We start from the raw sequence: 19,112 nt of genomic DNA, 5'->3' as shown, positions 1-19,112 counted from the left end.
ATAATTTTAGAATTCCCATTTGTAGGTACGATGGGTTTTATGATGATGACATCCCAGCGCCTCAAGGCTTCGCTGCATCAACCAGTTTTCTTCACTCACCCAGGCTCCTTCAAGATACTCCAGTGAGGGAGCAGCTTCTTTTGTATACTGTATTCCACGAGTAAATGTAAGCGCCTCAAGTCCCATCTTTCGATATTTCGGACGCGTTCCATATACCAGTGTTCGCAAATGTTTGGCTCGCCGTTTAAACCAAAACAATTTGGGGTAATGCCACCAACGCAGACGCCCGTCTGTTTCTCTGGAAATCTCATTTAAATCGGGCACACATACTATAAATGAAGCCGGTTCTCCATCCACAAAAGCAATAAGTACACTTTCCGGAATCAATACCGGCTTAAGTTTATCAATCATATCTTCAACTGTATCACGGGCCAGTTCGGTAAATTCCTCTTCGCGTTCCACAATATCCTGATCACTCCAGGCTTCGTTATAGATCTGGCGAATATATTCTGCATCCCTGTAAATATTGTTCTTATCCAGCGGGCGCAACTCCACACCACGACGACTTTCTATACGATCGGTAATCTTTTTCATGCGATCCGGAATTGGCTGGTTGAAATGCCGTTTATAACTCCAGTGATCGTCAAGCTTTTGAGCTCCTGTCTCTTCCAACAGCTTTTTGTAATATGGTGGGTGGTAAAACATGCCATATATAGGAGGCTCTTCATAATTTTCAACTAATAATCCCCAATACGTATCATTTTCACCAAAATTAATGGGACCCCGCATAGCACTATAGCCGCGCTCCCGGTGCCATTCTTTGGCAAAATCAATTATGGCCTGGGCAAGAGCTGTATCGTTTTCCATTTCGATAAAACCGATGCCACCCATTGTGGGATCCAATACTTTATCTCGCTGTGGCGTGTTCATTACAGCAAAACGACCCACAACCCGTCCGTTATTTTTCACAACAAACCGCTCGCATTCTCCTTTATCAAAAAATGCGTTTTCCTCGGGGTCGAAAATATTCTCAATCTCAAAACGAAAGGGGGGAGCCCACTGCGAATAATCCTCATAAATACGAAAAGGAAGCGCGTGAAAAGCATCCACCTGTTCGGGTGATTCAACAGATTCTACAGTATAAGCCATAATTTTAGCTTCGCTTGAGCAAATTGGATTGTACCCCGCCGTATTTACCGAAATTTGAATAGATTTACAACAGAATAACAGCTATAATTACACGGCTCAAAGCCCAACTAAATATCAGTATCTGGATTGAAGGAACAAAAGAAAAAACAGCTGATAGCTTCATTGCTGCTCATCTCATGTATCATCAGCGGATATATGCTATTTGCCGGACCTGGGGGGGAGGGTAAACGACTCAACAGCCTGGCACAGGCCGATTCATTAATTCAGAATAAACTCTCGGAATTCAATATTAATGACGACCAAGTTCGCATATCCACGAATCGGGTAGACTCAAACTTCATCCGCAAAACCTATCATATTGGCCTCCCCTATCAGTTCTCCAAAACACAGTTTCACGCCGAATTAAACCGCACTCTACACCAGTATTCGATTAAAACACCTGCCAAAGTCACTTTCCCGGAACAAAATATTGATATCCATTTACTTATAAATGGAACAGTTATCCGCACACTGTCGCTGCAAACCGACCCGGAACTGGTTATGAACCGTAACAAGGTGAGTATTCTTATCACTACCGAAGAATTACCGGGAAAGACGCTAATTGCAAAGCTCGCAAGCCTTGGTGAACCTATTCCATTAGTCATAAAGATTGAAGATCCCATGCACGCTAATGAACTCAAAGAGATCGGAAGTCAGTATAATCGCATAATTTTTTGGCTGCAAAACAGCGATGGCGAAAATCTGATGACTGTAAATCCTGATAACGCCATTATAAAACTTAAACAACTTGAGGATATTCTGCCCAAAGCCCATATATTACAGCTCCGGCAAAATGATCAGAAGCAGCAACAGCTGATGACAAAAACGAATCTTACATTTATAAGCGCTGCCGATGCTTTTTTACTGCATGAAGAAATGGGGAAAGCCTCTTTTTTTGAAGAGCTGGATAAATTACGCAGCCAACCTGAACATTCTATCGCCATTATCAACGGAAGTAATCAGACACTGAACTGGCTTAAAGAAAAGCTTCCAGAACTGAAGAAGGCGGGTATTGATCTGGTACCACCGCCACAAACAAGTTTTTGATATGATCGATCGACTTAACGCCGATAAATGGCTTAAAAAATTTGAACTGACGGAATTTCCCGAACCTGAAGTTGTTGACCTGCAACACCCGGTACTGCTTTGTCACGGTTATGGTGCCATCGCATCTATCATTAAACCATCGCCCCTCTATGATGTATCTATGTTATTGCGTTCGCATAATGTGCTAGCCTATGCTCCAAACATTGTGCCTTATGCTACTATCGAAACGCGGGCCAAAGGCTGGGTGCGTTTAATTGAACAGCTTACGGAAAAATATGACTACGATAAGATTAATGTGATCGCACACAGCATGGGTGGACTGGATATGCGCTATGCATTATCAAAACTGGATATCAAAGATCAAGTTGCATCTTTTACTACAGTATGTACGCCTCACCGGGGGACCAGCCTAGCAGAGTTGACGCTTAAAACACCTGAGACTATCCGAGACAGACTGGCTGATTTTCTCGACTGGATGGGTGATCGCATCTATCCGCAAACCAAAAGTAACTCAGTTGATTCGGCCGAGCAGCTTACGCGAAAATATGTTACCAATGTTTTTAATCCCCAGATGCCCAATGTAGAGGGAATCCCCTATTATTCTTACAGTGCGGCCGTAGGCAAGGGAACTAATGAACCGATACGTGTTATTGCACGTTATCAAAACAATCACATCTTCGAAGAAGAAGGACTTAATGACGGTATGGTCTCGGTAGAAAGTGCCAAGTGGGGAGAGCATATAAAAACATCCAATCTTTCACATCTTGAGCAGATGAACTTGAGGCTCAAAGAAGACAGGAGAGCGCTGTTTGAAGACTTCTGGTTTGATGTAGTAAAGATGCTGGAATCGAAAGGGCATTAGGGATAATTAATATCGAATGACGAACAAGGAATTTCGAAGTTCGATAATCAACATTCAATAGCTCTAAAATGTTACCCACGGATGAATCCTCTAAAGTTACAAGGGAACTCTGCTCCCGCTTCTTTATCTTTTCCTGCTTAACACTTTTGGAGACAAAAATGATAGTATTACCCACGGATGAATCCGTGGGCTAAGAACTTTATTAAAAGCTCACTTAAGTGAGCTTCGGCTTCTTTGCTTCTTAGCCTGATTATTTATCTTTAGGCAACAGGCAAAAAACAGAATATAATCTAAGCTACTGCCGTACGAGATCGACTATATCGAATGACGAAAAGGAATTTCGTAATTTTTCATTCCATATTCCCTGTTCGATATTCTAAAGCTCAATATGCTCTTTCTCTTTTAACAGTTTATAAGCCGTCATATCATACTGGATAGGTGTTAGAGAAGCGTATCCTTTTTCCAATACATTGACATCAAGATCTTCGCCCTCATCGAGCAGCTCCAGTTTGCCCGTCATCCAGTAATAATCTCTGTTATTAGGGTCCACGCGACCCTCGAACTCTTCGACATATCGGCTGTTAGCCTGCCGTGCCCATTTTATTCCTTTTAACGGACCGGCCGGAACATTGAGATTTAGCGTTATTCCCTTGGGTAAACCTTCACTCAAAACGTAACCGATCACCTTACGTGCTGCCTCTTTTGGTCCGGATAGATCCGTATTCTCATCATAATCGGTACAACTTATTGCTATCGAAGGATAGCCAAGTATAGTACCTTCCGTTGCCGCACTAACCGTGCCCGAATACAAAATGTTAATGCCGGCATTACTTCCATGGTTAATTCCACTTACAACCAGATCCGGTTTTCGCTTCATCAGCTGATCGTGAGCCAATTTAATCGAATCAGCCGGTGTACCTGTCACTGCCTGTCCGCTAAATCGGCCGTCGATCTGGAATGAGCGCGAACGGAGCGGCGTATTTACCGTTACAGCGTGTCCGGCCGCACTTTGTTCACGATCCGGGGCAATAATCTGCACTTCACCGAATTCAGCCGATACTTCTGCCAATGCTTTAATCCCCGGCGAAAAAATTCCATCATCATTACAAACTAAAATAAGCGGCTTGTCGTCAGAATCACTCATACTATTCGTATTGCTCGTTTTCATTAGGAAAATCTCCGGATTTAATATCAGATATATATTGCTGAACCGCCTCAGTCATTGTCGTATGCATATCGGCGTAGCGGCGGAGAAATCGCGGTTTAAATTCTTTATTAAGCCCAAGCATATCATGTGTAACAAGTACCTGTCCGTCGCAATGTGAACCAGCTCCAATTCCAATGATAGGGATGGAGCATTGTTCTGAAACTTTTTTAGCCAGTGTAGCCGGAATCTTTTCGAGCACAATAGAAAAACATCCAGCCTCTTCGAGCCTTTTCGCGTCTTCCAACAGCTGTTCGGCCTCGGATGTTTCAGTAGCACGCACTTTATAGGTACCAAAATTATAGATGCTCTGCGGCGTCAGCCCAAGATGCCCCATTACCGGTATACCCGCCTCCACAATTTTGGTGATCGTCTGCACCACTGGCTTTCCCCCCTCCAGTTTCACACCGTGGACACCGGCTTCTTTCATCATGCGTCCTGCATTATTGAGGGCTTCTGTGGTTGTCACCTGATAACTCATAAAGGGCAAATCGGCAATTACAAGCGCCCGATCAACTCCGCGCACTACGCACGAAGCATGATAAATCATGTGGTCCATTGTCATAGGAATGGTGGTATCATAGCCCGCCATGACATTACTAGCTGAATCTCCAACCAGAATTATATCTATTCCCGCCTGATCAATTATACGAGCCATCGTATAATCATATGCGGTAAGCATACTTATATTATCCCTCCGCTCTTTCATTTCCATGAGCGTTTGGGTGGTAACTTTTTTGGGCCTGTCAGAAGATTGTTGGGTGCTCATCTAATTTTCACTTGGAACTATAGCAGCCGTTGCATCCAATTCACAAACAACGTCGTCGCCAACACGGGCTTCGGCTGTCATATTATAAAAATTTCTTTTCTCCTGGACGAGCTTTACTTCCATCTTAAGCTGATCACCGGGCACTACAGATTTGCGAAATTTTGCCTTGTTTATTCCGGTAAATACAGGAATATAATCCTCGGGATTATCAATATGCGAATGCATCAGCATTAAGCAACCACTTTGAGCTATAGCCTCAACTTGCAAAACACCAGGCATAATCGGACGCTTGGGAAAATGACCATTAAAAAACTCTTCGTTGGCCGTCACATTTTTTATTGATAATATTCTACCCTCCTCTACTTCCAATACTCGATCTACAAGTAAAAAAGGATATCGGTGCGGAATTAGCTTTTTGATTTCATCAATTTGTAAACTATCCATAGGTGTTAATACTTTTTATGAAATAAATAATAATATAGGTTTTATTTTACTGATCCTACATAGACGTAGGCGATACCACCGGTTAATTTTTCAAACATATGAGAAGTAAAAGATCCAGCTTCCTTCATCAGTTTAATAAAATCATTACCGGCCGGAAAATTTGCACTGGTACGAGGTAAATAGGTATAGGCTTCACGATTCCCGCTGATCCACCCCCCCAGCGTTGGCATTATATATTGACTGTATAATTCATACGGATATTTTAGCAATCCATTAGGTTGACCAAACTCCAATACGATAACTTGTCCGCCAGGTTTAACTACACGCGCCATCTCTTTTAGCGTCTGTACTGGATCATCAACATTGCGAATACCAAAAGCGATGCTTGAGATATCGAAACGATCATCTTCATAGGGCAGATCCATTGCATCAGCTACCTCAAAATCGACATCAAGATTCCTTTCTTCTGCTTTACCGGGAGCAGGCTCGATCATCTCCTTGCAAAAATCAGTCCCTAAAACATATCCACTTTCGCCCACTTTCTCTTTAAATTCCAGGGCCAGATCACCAGTTCCGGTGGCACAATCGAGCACATGATCACCTGGTTGTGCGCCACTAAGCTGTACCGCTCTTGTCCGCCAGGCATGGTGGACCCCAAATGAAAGTATGGAGTTTACCCGGTCATAGTCATCGGCGATATCAGCAAACATGCGGCGTACTTTTTCACTCATAAATCCAGTCTATAAAAATCATTTGCATTAGAACTTCGGAAGTTATCGGTTGATATTTCCGCTAACTTTTTACTTTAATCTGATTATTCAGATGTTCTGTTTTGTGAAGATATACCGGTTCAAACTGCCCACCATCCCAGCGGAGGTGATATAACGCTCCGTTAGAATGAGAAACACGATGCATATTACTTAAACCATATTCCAACCAATGGGATAGCAAAATACGAAGAAGTCTCCCATGTAGTACAAATAACAAATTTGTATTCGGCTGATTATCTATAATACTCTCAACTCTCTTTGCGGCCCTCTTTAAAACAGCTTGCGGACTTTCACCATTCTCACAGGCACAATCAACATTACCCGACTTCCATTTTTGATGCAGCTCTTGCAGCTCAGCTTTTATTTTTGAAGCCGGCTGTCCTTCAAAAACACCGAAATTCATTTCATCCAGGTCTTTATGTTCTATCACACTGCATTTATACGATTCAGCAATCACATCAGCTGTTTCGCGGGACCTCTTGAGACTACTGCAGAAAATTCCATCCAGTACCACATCTTGCAGATACGTGCCAATAGCCCGTGCTTGCTGAAGCCCGGTCTTATTTAGTGAGGCATCAATTCCACGTCCCTGAATTTGATTACGTCTGTTGTATTCGGTCTCCCCGTGTCGGGCCAGATATATATTTGTCAAAGCCAACGTTATTCTTTTCCCTGTTTACGACTTGTTGCTAAATCCACAAATTGATCTTCCATCTTCTGTACTTCTGTGGGTGGCAAATTATAGTACATACCGTATTTCACTAAAATCATCTTGAATACACGATCATTCAAGGGTAATTTTTTTTCTACATTTTTATCAATCTTATCCCATAACTGCTTTAACAATCCCAACTTCATCAGAAAGAAAAAAACCAGTCCAATTCCCGCTGCCAGATATTGTCCATTCATACCCACCGCACTAATAATAACCAGCGATGTTATTAATAAGTAACCATCTGAATTGAGCAGTTTTAATACTTTACCCAGATAAATAGTGACAAACGCACTTTTTGAGCGGTACCAAAAAAAGTGAAAGGCTATTGCAACAGCCGCAGCCAACACGGGATGAATAAATAACAGTAAGACTAATAAAATCGTCAAGGCCAGACTATCAGCACTGCGGACCCACGCCACGGCTTCTTCTACCAGCTTGTCAAGCGAGCGTTTGTCCAAAAGCCCCGGCACAAAATTTTCAATTTGATCCGAGGTAATATGGAACCAATCGCCTGTTCTGGTAACAATACCAAGCTGGGTTTCCAGGAATAAATTATTTGCTCGTGATTCACGATTTCTCATAGTGCCCAAAAATATCCTTCTTTTTGCAAAAAATGAATTTTTCTAATGTATGAAAGCTACGCCTGTGCAATGGTTAGTATCACTATCGGACCAGAACCTGCCTGTTGCAGAGAATGAGCAAGCTCAAAAGTAGTGGCTCCGGTAGTAAAGACATCATCAATGATAACCACAACCTTATCCTTAATCATTCTCTCATTTTTAACACTAAATGCATTCTGCATGTTTTTAAGACGTTTTTCAAGTGAAAACCCTGTCTGACTAAGGGTATTCTTTGTTCGAATAACATCTTTGATTCCGCTAATAGGTATTTCATCCCAAACCTCCTGAAAACCCTGCGCTAACTTAAAGGCTTGATTAAAGCCTCGATACCGAAATTTCAGGAAATGCAAAGGAACCGGCTGAATAACAGTCTCATTCGCATTAAATAACTCCGCCAGTAGCGGATGTTTTGTTACTCGATAACCTAATTTTCGGCCTAGATCAATCCCAATCGTAGTTAACCGTTCATATTTTAGCCGATGCAACAGGTTTTGCAAGTCTCCCCCTTTATCAAAGTTCCATAATGCATGCTGTGCAATAATTCCTTCAGGCAACAGCGTATCACTTGAAACACGTTCATTTTGTGGATTACCATCTTCAAAACGATGTTCCACACAAAATGAACATATTTGCCGCTCTTGCTGGGTATTCTCTCTTCCGCAACAGACACAAACATTGGGAAAGGCAATACGGGCTAATCCCTTCGTTATTTGATGTAATATACGTTTCACAACAACTTTTTATACATAAGACCCTTTTTGCAGGCTAATCCTTACAAGCTTCTTTGGTAAAAACTTTTGCCAACCGCTATATTTGTTTAGATTATGTGCCGCATAATTGGTTTGCCACCTTTTAAATTGATAATCGCTTATGGCATCACTCGGAAATGATCTTGCTCAAATTCGCAAAAAGCGGAATTTAACCCTCGAGGATCTTCAGGAAGCTACAAAGATTCCCAAACGGATCTTACGTTCTATTGAGGATGATTCAATCTTTAGTGATTTTGAAGAAAATCCTACTTATATCCGTAGCTATATTCGTGGATATGCCAAAGCCATATCCATTGATGACAAGCAGATTATCCGTGCCCTGGATAAATGGGAAGTAGGTGCATATGAGGGTTTTCTCCTTGAAATCGAGGGTATCGAGACATCCGATGAAGATAAAGCGGAAACAGAAGAAAAAGAAGAAAAAGATGAAAAAGAGGAAGCTCCCTCCCCCCCGGATGAAGATGAGGATATGATTCATGATCATTCACCGGCCTTTAAGTATGGGGGAGATCAAGATCCGGAATCAGATTCTGGATCTGTATCCAAGCCCAGCAGGTCCTCGGATAGATCCGATGTTCATTCTGTTAATTGGGCCCAAATGGGACAGCAGTTTGCCCCTCTTGAGTCAAATCGATCAAGAATATGGCTCGCTGTTATCATTGTTTTGGTAGTTGGGTTAGGAGGATTTTTCTACTTTTATTTCAATTCTGGCAGCGAACAGATCGCTGAATCTCAAAACAGTAATTCAGAGCAACAACAGGAAACTGAAGCAGCACTTAGCACTGATTCGCTGGAATTAAACATTTCACCATCTCCGGGAGATGACACCGTTGCTCAAACCCAGACAGAAGAGGTTGATACAAGCGGCTCAATTCAAAGTGAAAGAATGACTGCTCTTCCCGATACTCTTAATATGATTGTTTATGCTGCCTATGGCAGACTCGAGCCTGTACGGGTCTATACCGATATTATGGGTGATATAAACCCATACTGGATTGAAGAGGGAGAAGCAGTGCAATTTGACTTTGTCAATGAAATTCGAATCCGGGGACAACACAGTAATATCGTTCTTATCATGAATGGACATGTAGTTGAAGATTATCGGGAGCAGTTCTATAATCCGGATACTCGTCTTGTTGAAATCAACCGATCTTATTTCGAAGATGATCCCAAATGGTTACAACCCGCGCCGGATTCGCTTGGGATTGATGCCCCCTCCCCGTCGGTTATTAGAGAACGTCCTACTTTTAACTGATTTAATCGATTTAAGTTACTGCGCAAATGGATAGATCACAGGCGAAGCAACGCGTCAAAGAACTTCGCGAACTATTAGACAAAGCCAACAAGGCTTACTACCAGGAAGCACAACCATTCATATCTGACAAAGAGTTCGATGAATATCTCGCTGAGCTCGAAGAGCTCGAAAAAGAATATGATCTCGTCGATCCCACATCGCCGACTCAGCGGGTTGGAGGCGAGCCCAGCAGTGATTTTGAAACGGTTGAGCATCCCATTCCGCTACTCAGTTTAGATAATACGTACAACGAAGAAGAGCTCAACGACTTTGATCGGCGGGTGCGTGAAATACTTGGTCATGAAAATTTCACGTATCTGGCAGAACTTAAATTTGACGGTGCCGCTATACGTCTGCGATATGAAAATGGCGAACTGGTGCTCGGGGCCACACGCGGTGATGGTGAACGCGGTGATGACATTACCCGAAACATTAAAACGATCAAGGATATTCCGCTGCATCTGAAAGATAATTATCCCGAGGTAGTTGAAGTGCGTGGTGAAGCATATATGGAACGCGAAGCTTTTGCCCGTCTCAATGAACACCGCGAAGAACAAGGACTTAACACTTTTGCCAATCCACGAAATTCCACGGCTGGCTCATTAAAGATGCAGGATCCCCGCGAAGTTGCACGTCGCCCGATCCGTTTCTACAGCTTTGATCTAATATCGGAAGGGAATGATGAAAATATTACTCAATATCAGAAAATGGAGCTTTTGAAAGCCTATGGCCTTCCGGTATTCGAACATTACGAACAATGTGCAAATATTGATGAAATCCATAAACTGATCGGTGAATGGAAAGAACTTCGCAATGATCTTCCTTTTGAAACCGACGGCGTTGTTATTAAGGTCAATGAGCACAAACTGCGCGACAAGCTAGGTTCGACCTCAAAAGCACCCAGATGGGCTATTGCATACAAGTTTGAAGCAGAGCAAGCTACTACAACAATTGAGGATATCACTTTGCAGGTAGGTCGACTGGGGAAAATTACACCCGTAGCCGAGCTAAAAGCTGTGCAACTGGCCGGTACGATTATTAAACGGGCTTCACTGCATAACGAGGATGAAATTCATCGCAAAGATATCAGGGTTGGCGATCGCGTAGTGATAGAAAAAGCCGGAGAAATTATTCCACAGGTAATAAAGGTTGTAAATCCAGACCGCAAAGATCGCGGGCCCCGGTTCACTATGCCTGAATACTGTCCTGCCTGTGGCGAAAAACTGGTAAAACTGGGGGAGGATGTAGACTGGCGCTGCATCAATCCCGATTGTCCTCCACAAATTCGTCAGCGCATTGAACATTATGCCTCCCGCGATGCCATGGATATTGAAGGCCTTGGTGAAGCGGTCGTAGATCAGCTGGTAACGCAGGGTTTAATAAGAACATATGCCGATCTGTATGAACTTACCAAAGATCAACTTTTGCCCCTGGAGCGCATGGCTGATAAAAGTGCACAAAACCTGCTGGATGCTATTGAAGAAAGTAAAAAGCAACCGCTTGACCGCGTTATCTACGCGCTAGGCATTCGTTTTGTAGGAAAAACAGTAGCCCGTGATTTGGCTGATGGTTTTAAAAAGATGGATGCGCTCATGAAAGCTGATGCCGAAAAAATTGCTGAACTTGACTCTATTGGTCCTACTATTGCCGAATCAGTTGTCGAATTCTTTAATCAGCCACATAATCGTAAAATTGTGGAATCATTAAAAGAGCACGGGCTTACGTTTGAGATGAAGGAAAAAGAACAGGCCTCACAAAAACTGGAAGGAAAAAAGTTCGTACTAACGGGCAGTTTGCCATCGTTAACGCGCAAAGAGGCAACGGCTCTTATCGAAAAACATGGTGGTACCACTACCTCATCGGTGAGCGGTAACACAGATTACGTTCTTGCAGGTGATTCACCCGGCAGTAAATATGATAAAGCGCAAGAGCTTGATATACCTATTTTAAATCAAAACACCTTTCTTGAACTCATTAATGAAGAATTATGACGATCAACTTGTTGGAATAATAAGGTTATAAGAACGATAACTAAGGTTGGTATAGTTTTATAAACCAAGTATCTTACTCAAACAATATAGTTTTTCAGGTACTTTGACACTGAATGACTGATCACAACGACATTTTATGGGTATTCTCGAAAAATTAGGACTTGCTCCCAAAAAGCAAGAGGGAGCTCCTGTTATCGGAGAAAAGAAGAAAAGACAGGAAGAATCTTCATCTCTGAAATATAATCCTTACATCCGGGTTCTCATTTTACTCGGCTTTCTCGTGGTCCTTATCCTTTCTGTGCCACAGACCTCATTCAAAGAACCAGTCAGCTATGACATAGGTGAACCCTGGCGTGCTGATGACTTAACTGCTCCCTTTACTTTTGCCATCCAAAAAAGTAAGGAGGAGCTAGAGGAAGAGCGTCAAACTATTCGGGAGTCAACACCACCCATTTTTCATGTAGATTATGATGCTGAGATTTCAATGCAATCAAAGCTAGACTCGCTGTTTCAAAGATTAGAACCGATTACCGACAGCTATGAATCCTGGCAACAGTCCAAACAAGAAGGAAGTAGTAATACCGCCCGCGACAGTCTCGAATTTGCAAAGCTAAAGCAGAATTTTCCTGTAAATTTATCTAATGATTCATGGCAGACCCTGATGGAAAATTATCAGGCAGTTCAGGCCGAGGATCGTAATCCCAATCCAAAATCGGCATCTGCCAATCAATTTATTGCCGTAAATTTAAAACAACAGCTTGAGGAACTGATTAATGAACTGCTTGATGACGGTATCATTGATAGACCTAAAGACGAGCTTACCAATGATGAAATTACAATTCGGGATCTCAAAGAGCGAACAGAGAAAACGCTCAACCTTGTAAATGTACGTGATTTAACCGAGGCGCGGGAATATGCCCGTTACCGGCTCTCTCGAAATTATTATGAAGAGATGGCCAATGTGGGAACGGAGATTTTTAATCAAATTGTTGAGCCTAATCTCGTTTTTAGCGAAGAAGATACACAGACCCGTATAGAAGAAGCCCTTGAAGAAGTTTCAACTTCCAAAGGAGCTGTAGCCCAGGGACAGGTTATAATCCGCCGTGGTGATATTGTAACGCAAGAGAAATATAATATGCTTCAAAGTTTGGCAGAAGCACGCGCTCAAAACGCCTCCACTTTTGAACGCTGGCTGCGCTACGGCGGAGATGTGCTGGCTATTATCGCTATCTTAACCATTTTCTTCTTCTATCTGTATCTGTATCGCAAGTATATCTTTATGGACAATGCCATGCTGCTATTGGTATTGATAGCCATGTCGCTGATTGCCGTAGGAAGTTCTATCGCTTATGGATTTGATAACATCTCACCCTATATCGTACCTGTTGCCATAGCACCCATAATATTAACTATCATTTTTGATTCCCGGGTAGGCTTAATGTCTACCATTACCCTGGCATTGCTTACAGGACTCATTAATGGCAATAACTTTGAATACGTCACAGCTACAACAGTAGCTTGCAGCCTTGGATTATTCTCTGTGCGGGACATCAAAAAACGTTCACAGTTCTTCTTCACTACGCCGGGTATTGTGTTCATATCATATCTCGTTATCATCGTCGGCTTTAGTATGACGAGTTTTGACAGCTGGACACAGTTGGGCAATGAACTCTTTTTTGTGGGAATCAATGCTATCTTTATTCTCTTTACCTATCCATTGATTCTTCTTTTTGAAAAATCATTCCGCATCACTACCGATTTTACCCTGCTCGAACTCAGCGATACCAATCTGCCTATACTTAAAGAACTTATGACCCGAGCTCCCGGGACCTTTCATCACAGCCTGCAGGTTTCGAATTTGGCCGAAGCCGCAGCCGGTGCTATAAGGGCCAATAGTTTACTTTGTCGGGTAGGTGGACTCTATCACGATATTGGAAAAATGGAGAATCCCGGCTACTTCACCGAAAATCAAACTGAAGTCAACGAGCATGATAAACTGAAGCCACGGATGAGTGCCTTGGTTATTAAAGCTCACGTTTCCAACGGAGTTAAGATGGCCGAAGAGCATGGGCTTCCGGAAGTGGTAATTGATTTTATTCGAACTCACCATGGCGACTCGTTGATCAAGTTTTTCTGGGAAAAAGCCAAAAAGCAGGCCGACGCCGGCAAAAAAGAAATTCGTGAAGAAGATTTCCGCTACGATGGTCCATTGCCTCAAACAAAAGAGACGGGAATTCTGTTGCTTGCTGACTGTGTTGAAGCAGCATCGCGAGCGATGAAAGATCCGAATTATCAGAAACTTGAAAACCTCATCGATAAAATGGTTGATAAGCGGGTCAACGAGGGACAACTAAGCAAAACCCCCCTTACATTTCAGGATATCCGTATTATCAAAGAGACATTTTTGAATATTCTTGTGGGTATTTATCACAGTCGCGTTGAATATCCTGAGGAAGAAAAAGAAGAAGCTACCCAAAAAGAGATTAAAGCAGGAAAAGATATTCAAGAACATCCGGGAGCACCCAAAAGTCCACCGCCGGTTGACGAATACTATAATTCGTAAGCCCCATGCATTACGACGAAGAGCTTAAACGATATCTCCAGTTCATTAAGCTGGAAAAAAGCCTTTCCGAAAATTCCGTTGTCTCCTATAAAAATGATCTCGACCGGTATCTGAGGTTTTTGGCGAACGACCTGCGAATTCAAAAGCTGGATGGGGTCACCCTTCAACATATTGAAAAGTACCTGGAAGAACTTTCAGCAATGGATCTGTCCACGAGCTCTATTGCCCGCAACATTTCCAGCATACGCGGTTTTCACGAATTTGCCGTTGTTGAAGGATTAGCTGACGCTAATCCCGCCGAACTGGTGGAGCTGCCGAAAAAAGCACAAAATTTACCCGAGGTTTTAAATCCTGACGAAGTGGCTGCAATTATCGATATTCCCAACCGCGAATCTGATGCCGGTATTCGCAACGCTGCCGTCCTGGAAACTCTTTATGCTACTGGAATGCGGGTAAGTGAGCTCGTTAGCCTGGAACTTGATAATCTCATCTTTGAAATTGGATTTATCCGCGTGATTGGCAAAGGGAACAAAGAACGCTTGGTTCCGGTGGGAGAAGCTGCACAATCGGCTTTAGAGCATTATATAGAAGTTGTACGTCCTAAATTTCAAAGTGATAAAAACCCTCAAAAAGCCAAAAATAAAGTATTCTTGAGCCAGCGCGGCAACCCCCTTTCACGCATGAGCATCTGGAATATTGTAAACGACGCTGCCGAACGCGCTGGAATCGAGAAAAATGTATATCCTCACATTTTTCGCCACTCTTTTGCCACCCATCTGCTCGAAGGCGGTGCCGACCTACGGGCCGTGCAAGAAATGCTGGGACACTCATCCATTATCACCACCGAAATTTATACTCACGTAGATCGATCACTGCTGCACCAGGTGCATAAAGAGTTCCATCCGCGGGCCTAAAGCTTTAATCACAAGCTTGTCTTAAGCAATTCCGTAATTGATTTACGATCTCTTCTTATTTTAACTTCAATTTATAGTGTTAACTTATTATTAAAGGAAAAACTTTATAAGTTAACAGATAGATTATTTATAACAGAAGAGGGGGAGCCATGGACAACAAATCTGAACTTAACGATCTGTTAATAGATATTCGGCAGACAAGTGGTGACAATCTAAAAGAAAAAATATTTCCCTTGATCTATGGGGAACTCAAGAGAATAGCCTATTCCAAATTAGAGAAAGAGCAAAATATTTCACTTACTGCAACTGCCCTTGTACATGAACTGTATTTAAAAATGATTGATCAAACGAAGATCAGGGCTAAAGATAAAAATCACTTTATAGCTATCGCCGCTCGATGTATGCGCCAGATTTTAGTTGATCATGCACGCAAAAAGAATGCTGAAAAACGCGGGGGCAACCAAGAGGATGTCACCTATATTGATGAGTTATATAAAGCCCACCAAGAATCGGAAGATATAATAGATCTTGATGATAAGTTAAAAAAACTCTCTCATTTGGACCAACGCATGGCTGATGTTGTAACCCTTCGTTTTTTTGGCCAAATGACCGTTGAAGATACAGCTGATGCTCTTGATGTCTCAAAACGTACGGTAAAACGTGACTGGGCCAAAGCCCGGGGATGGCTCTACAAAGAGCTTAAAAAAAAAATAGCTGTTAGCTGCTACTAATGAGAGGTTAATTTATATTGACAGTACAATGAATCAACAGCTGTGGAAAAAAATTAACAAAATTGTTGATACAGCTCTGGAGTTAAAAAAAGAAAAACGCAAAATTTTTATACAAGAGCAGTGCCAGGGAGACCAACAACTGAAACAACAAGTCAACGACCTGCTCATATCTATTGAACAATCCGATAGCGAAAATTTTCTGGAAAATACTGCTGAATATCCAAAGTATCTGGCACAAGAAATTTCTGAAGAAAATATTGAAGAAGAAAGCACGACTCTGATTGGCACTACTATCGGCCGATATAAAATTATTGAGCTAATCGGACACGGGGGAATGGGATCGGTATATCGGGCCGAACGGGCAGATGAAATACACAGCCAAAGAGTAGCTCTCAAGTTGATGCGCCGCGGCATGGATACTCCATCCAATATTGCCCGATTTAAGCGCGAGCGCAAAATTCTGGCAAAACTCAATCATCCCCATATCGCACGTTTGATCGATGGTGGTGTAACTGATAACGGCCTACCCTACTTGGTGATGGAATATGTAGAAGGTAAACCGCTTTACGACTATTGTGATGATCACAATCTTTCCGTTAATCAGCGCCTTGAGCTTTTTAAATCGATTTGTGAAGCTCTGCATTACGCGCACAACAATGCAATTATTCACCGGGACCTTAAACCTTCGAATCTATTAGTTACTGAAGAAGGTCAAGTAAAGATTCTTGATTTTGGTATAGCCAAACTTTTAGAACCTGAAGATCCCGAAAGCAATATTTTTGAAACTCAGACCGGTGCCCGGATTCTGACTCTCGGTTACGCAGCTCCCGAACAAGTTGAATATCAGGCTGTTACCACAAAAACAGACATATATATCCTGGGAATTTTACTGTATGAACTATTAGCTGGCCTTCATCCTTTCGACATAGCTAAGAAGAAAATGGGCAAAATTGAGCAGCTTATCTGCCATAAAACTCCATTAAAACCCTCCAAACATTTTCGAAAACTTGATCCTGTTCGTCAACAAAAAATCGCCCAGTCTCGAGATTTATCTCCCGACAATCTGATAAAAAAGTTAAAGGGAGATTTTGATGCTATAGTAATGAAAGCCTTGCGCAAAGAACCTGAGGCACGATATAATGCCGCAAGCCAATTGCTGGAAGACCTTGAACGTAAGGAAAATAACCGCCCAATTATTGCCCGGAAAGATACCTTCAGATACAAGAGCCGGAAGTTCATCAAACGACATAAAACGGGATTAAGTGTTGCAGCGGGATTTTTATTGCTTATCATCGGTTTTTTCAGCTTTTACACCTGGCAAATTACTGAAGAGCGTAATATGGCTGAACAACAAGCTGAGAAGGCCCAGCAAATTTCAGGTTTTTTAGTGGATGTTTTCGAAGCAGGAAACCCCCATGTTGCTGAGGGAGATACCGTAACTGCTGTGGAGTTATTGGAAAAAGGAGTAGCAAAAGTTAATCAGCTAGAAAATAATTCTATAAAATCTGAAATGCTTACCATTTTGGGCCGATCATACACCGGCCTCGGCGAATATGAAACCGCGTCTGACCTTTTGGAAAGAGCAATTAATTTGAGCAAGCAAGCAGAGTCTGGGGATAACAGAATAACCCATGCAAATGCTTTGTACAGTTTAGGCTCACTTCATGCATATCAGCAAGATTTTGAAAAATCTGTCCCTTTTCTAAGGAAAGCATATAACATTCAATCAGAGGAAGTGGGCCATTCTGATCCTCAAACGATTCGCACTTTGACTACAATCGGAGTTTCTCTAAGAAATACCGGGAAACTAGATTCTGCCGAATATTATGTGCGAAAAGCTTTGGACATCCAAAATAATAATTCCTCTGTAGGCTCTGACAGCCTATTATTAAAAACCCAAAAAGATCTGGCTTATATACTGAGAAAAAAGGGAGATCACGGGGAAGCAGAAAAATTATACAAAGAGATTATTGAAGAAATTGGAGCGGAATCAAACAGTAACCAGTCAGATCTTAATCAAGTGTATAATAATCTGGCATACCTCTATAATGAGCAGGAAGAATATGAGAAAGCTGAAGAATATTATAAAAAAGCTTTGAGACTCTCGTCACAGATACGAGGTGATTCACATCCGATTACAAATATGATTCGCAGCAATTATGCTTCTGCCTTGGCTGTGAATAATAAATTTGAAGAGGCTGAAAATCTTTTCAAGGAAAACATTAAACTAAAAGAAGAAAGATATACTAAAAACCACTGGAGAACCGGGCAAGCATATACAACCGTAGGCTACTTTTTAATTATTGATAAAAAAGCATATGAGGATGCGAAAAGCTATATAAAAGAAGGAATTCAAATTTATGAAGATGTACTTGGTCCAGAACATCTGTGGACAGGCTATGCCAAAGGTTTATTAACGGCTACTGAATACATGAAGGGGAATCACGGAAGATCCGATTCTCTCTTTATCATCCACTATAACATCTTCAAAGAAAATGCAGATTCATTGGACAGTACGAACAAGGGACAAATCCAAAATTTAATAGACATCTATACCTCCGAAACAGACACCTCAAACAAGCGCTTTGTCAACGCCTATGAAAAAATTTTAGCAAATAGATAAACCTCCAATGATCTAGCTGAATACTATCCTTATCTATAGCTATTTAGTCAGGCAGTTGGTATCCCAATAGTTTGCCAAGAGATGACAGAGTTCTCATAATAAATTTCGGGGGCTTTTTGGAGATAACTTCCTGCTCATGATCCGTAAACAGCATACCCATCAGTACAAATGACTTGAAATTACCGGGAGGTAAAGTAACGCCTTCTTCAGTTACCAGCTTGTGAAAACGCCGGAAAAAACGCTCATACTCGAGCGCGGGTTGATGTACGTTTATTAATTCCACCGGTTCTTTATTTCTAAAAGTATGCGGGGTGCCCGGCGAAACGCTGTGTTTTTCGCCGGCCGCTACCTCCTTCCACTCATTTTCTACATTTACCTCCAGCACGCCCGAAATAACTTCATAACTTTCCGTGGCATGAGGATGAACATGCAGCGGTGGAGAATCCCCTGTAGTGCCATTAATCTCAAACCGCATTTCCAAATATTCCCCATTCGTATCCTTTGTAGATTGCGTAATTTCCCAGCGTCCTGGAAACCCTCCAAAATCCAAAACTCTGCTCTGTTTGCCAGTTTCCATAACATTGCTTTTTAAACTATCCATGTTTCA

General features: G+C 42.1%; 17 protein-coding genes. 8 read left to right on the top strand and 9 right to left on the bottom strand.

All coding sequences use genetic code 11. The features are described from left to right. Positions 1-6: 6 nt before the first annotated feature. The gene (locus ACT3ID_RS12780; RefSeq protein ID WP_491542436.1) at positions 7-1,149 is read right to left on the bottom strand and encodes a hypothetical protein; all 1,143 of its coding nucleotides are present in this window, start codon (positions 1,147-1,149) and stop codon (positions 7-9) included. 126 nt (positions 1,150-1,275) lie between these two features. On the opposite strand from ACT3ID_RS12780, the gene ACT3ID_RS12775 reads away from it, so the two are divergent. Then, entirely contained in the window at positions 1,276-2,235 is a 960-nt protein-coding gene (locus ACT3ID_RS12775) for a hypothetical protein (protein WP_491542435.1), read from the top strand. Between the two features lies 1 nt (position 2,236). Then, complete coding sequence (locus tag ACT3ID_RS12770) at positions 2,237-3,097, top strand: esterase/lipase family protein (RefSeq protein ID WP_491542434.1); 861 nt, start codon at positions 2,237-2,239, stop codon at positions 3,095-3,097. Positions 3,098-3,473: 376 nt separating this feature from the next. Here ACT3ID_RS12770 and surE read toward each other — a convergent pair whose 3' ends face one another. From surE to ACT3ID_RS12735, 7 genes are all read right to left on the bottom strand, one after another. Then, on the bottom strand, positions 3,474-4,241 hold the full coding sequence (gene surE, locus ACT3ID_RS12765) for a 5'/3'-nucleotidase SurE (RefSeq protein WP_491542433.1): 768 nt from the start codon (positions 4,239-4,241) through the stop codon (positions 3,474-3,476). Position 4,242: 1 nt separating this feature from the next. Continuing rightward, a complete protein-coding gene (panB, locus tag ACT3ID_RS12760) occupies positions 4,243-5,070 on the bottom strand; it encodes a 3-methyl-2-oxobutanoate hydroxymethyltransferase (protein ID WP_491542432.1) in 828 nt (275 codons plus the stop codon). Further along, positions 5,071-5,514 carry a 3-hydroxyacyl-ACP dehydratase FabZ gene (gene fabZ / locus ACT3ID_RS12755; protein ID WP_491542431.1) on the bottom strand — a complete coding sequence of 148 codons (444 nt, stop codon included), beginning with the start codon at positions 5,512-5,514 and terminating at the stop codon, positions 5,071-5,073. A gap of 41 nt (positions 5,515-5,555) precedes the next feature. Then, positions 5,556-6,245: a bifunctional demethylmenaquinone methyltransferase/2-methoxy-6-polyprenyl-1,4-benzoquinol methylase UbiE gene (gene ubiE, locus ACT3ID_RS12750; RefSeq protein WP_491542430.1), complete on the bottom strand. Its 690-nt coding sequence runs from the start codon at positions 6,243-6,245 to the stop codon at positions 5,556-5,558. Between the two features lie 61 nt (positions 6,246-6,306). Then, positions 6,307-6,936, bottom strand: a complete 630-nt coding sequence (locus ACT3ID_RS12745) for a histidine phosphatase family protein (protein ID WP_491542429.1) — start codon at positions 6,934-6,936, stop codon at positions 6,307-6,309. An 8-nt stretch (positions 6,937-6,944) separates the two neighbouring features. Further along, positions 6,945-7,580: a hypothetical protein gene (locus tag ACT3ID_RS12740; RefSeq protein ID WP_491542428.1), complete on the bottom strand. Its 636-nt coding sequence runs from the start codon at positions 7,578-7,580 to the stop codon at positions 6,945-6,947. 56 nt (positions 7,581-7,636) lie between these two features. Continuing rightward, positions 7,637-8,350: a ComF family protein gene (locus ACT3ID_RS12735; RefSeq protein WP_491542427.1), complete on the bottom strand. Its 714-nt coding sequence runs from the start codon at positions 8,348-8,350 to the stop codon at positions 7,637-7,639. Between the two features lie 139 nt (positions 8,351-8,489). Between ACT3ID_RS12735 and ACT3ID_RS12730 the strand changes: the two genes are divergently transcribed. The 6 genes from ACT3ID_RS12730 to ACT3ID_RS12705 all read left to right on the top strand — a co-directional run bounded on the left by ACT3ID_RS12730 (position 8,490) and on the right by ACT3ID_RS12705 (position 18,505). Next, complete coding sequence (locus ACT3ID_RS12730) at positions 8,490-9,644, top strand: helix-turn-helix domain-containing protein (protein ID WP_491542426.1); 1,155 nt, start codon at positions 8,490-8,492, stop codon at positions 9,642-9,644. A 26-nt stretch (positions 9,645-9,670) separates the two neighbouring features. Continuing rightward, positions 9,671-11,674, top strand: a complete 2,004-nt coding sequence (ligA, locus tag ACT3ID_RS12725; RefSeq protein WP_491542425.1) for an NAD-dependent DNA ligase LigA — start codon at positions 9,671-9,673, stop codon at positions 11,672-11,674. A gap of 136 nt (positions 11,675-11,810) precedes the next feature. After that, positions 11,811-14,237 (top strand): HD family phosphohydrolase, encoded by a 2,427-nt coding sequence (locus ACT3ID_RS12720; RefSeq protein ID WP_491542424.1) that lies wholly within the window; start codon positions 11,811-11,813, stop codon positions 14,235-14,237. A 5-nt stretch (positions 14,238-14,242) separates the two neighbouring features. Further along, on the top strand, positions 14,243-15,151 hold the full coding sequence (gene xerD, locus ACT3ID_RS12715; protein WP_491542423.1) for a site-specific tyrosine recombinase XerD: 909 nt from the start codon (positions 14,243-14,245) through the stop codon (positions 15,149-15,151). A gap of 149 nt (positions 15,152-15,300) precedes the next feature. Further along, positions 15,301-15,882, top strand: a complete 582-nt coding sequence (locus tag ACT3ID_RS12710; protein ID WP_491542422.1) for an ECF-type sigma factor — start codon at positions 15,301-15,303, stop codon at positions 15,880-15,882. A gap of 28 nt (positions 15,883-15,910) precedes the next feature. Next, complete coding sequence (locus tag ACT3ID_RS12705; RefSeq protein ID WP_491542421.1) at positions 15,911-18,505, top strand: protein kinase domain-containing protein; 2,595 nt, start codon at positions 15,911-15,913, stop codon at positions 18,503-18,505. A gap of 43 nt (positions 18,506-18,548) precedes the next feature. On the opposite strand, the gene ACT3ID_RS12700 is transcribed toward ACT3ID_RS12705, so the two are convergent. Then, a complete protein-coding gene (locus ACT3ID_RS12700; protein ID WP_491542420.1) occupies positions 18,549-19,082 on the bottom strand; it encodes a cupin domain-containing protein in 534 nt (177 codons plus the stop codon). Positions 19,083-19,112 lie beyond the last annotated feature (30 nt).

It is taken from the genome of Fodinibius sp. GM108 (genome assembly GCF_058386985.1).
The sequence above is the reverse complement of the archived record's forward strand: the minus strand, read 5'-3'. Positions and strand labels throughout refer to the sequence as shown.

Bases quoted from the DNA above. Each gene is read 5' to 3' on its own strand.
- ACT3ID_RS12730 (WP_491542426.1), top strand. From the start codon at position 8,490: ATGGCATCACTCGGAAATGATCTTGCTCAAATTCGCAAAAAGCGGAAT.
- ACT3ID_RS12770 (WP_491542434.1), top strand. From the start codon at position 2,237: ATGATCGATCGACTTAACGCCGATAAATGGCTTAAAAAATTTGAACTG.
- fabZ (WP_491542431.1), bottom strand. From the start codon at position 5,514: ATGGATAGTTTACAAATTGATGAAATCAAAAAGCTAATTCCGCACCGA.
- panB (WP_491542432.1), bottom strand. From the start codon at position 5,070: ATGAGCACCCAACAATCTTCTGACAGGCCCAAAAAAGTTACCACCCAA.
- ligA (WP_491542425.1), top strand. From the start codon at position 9,671: ATGGATAGATCACAGGCGAAGCAACGCGTCAAAGAACTTCGCGAACTA.
- ACT3ID_RS12700 (WP_491542420.1), bottom strand. From the start codon at position 19,082: ATGGAAACTGGCAAACAGAGCAGAGTTTTGGATTTTGGAGGGTTTCCA.
- ACT3ID_RS12780 (WP_491542436.1), bottom strand. From the start codon at position 1,149: ATGGCTTATACTGTAGAATCTGTTGAATCACCCGAACAGGTGGATGCT.
- xerD (WP_491542423.1), top strand. From the start codon at position 14,243: ATGCATTACGACGAAGAGCTTAAACGATATCTCCAGTTCATTAAGCTG.
- ACT3ID_RS12740 (WP_491542428.1), bottom strand. From the start codon at position 7,580: ATGAGAAATCGTGAATCACGAGCAAATAATTTATTCCTGGAAACCCAG.
- ACT3ID_RS12710 (WP_491542422.1), top strand. From the start codon at position 15,301: ATGGACAACAAATCTGAACTTAACGATCTGTTAATAGATATTCGGCAG.
- ACT3ID_RS12705 (WP_491542421.1), top strand. From the start codon at position 15,911: ATGAATCAACAGCTGTGGAAAAAAATTAACAAAATTGTTGATACAGCT.
- surE (WP_491542433.1), bottom strand. From the start codon at position 4,241: ATGAGTGATTCTGACGACAAGCCGCTTATTTTAGTTTGTAATGATGAT.
- ACT3ID_RS12720 (WP_491542424.1), top strand. From the start codon at position 11,811: ATGGGTATTCTCGAAAAATTAGGACTTGCTCCCAAAAAGCAAGAGGGA.
- ubiE (WP_491542430.1), bottom strand. From the start codon at position 6,245: ATGAGTGAAAAAGTACGCCGCATGTTTGCTGATATCGCCGATGACTAT.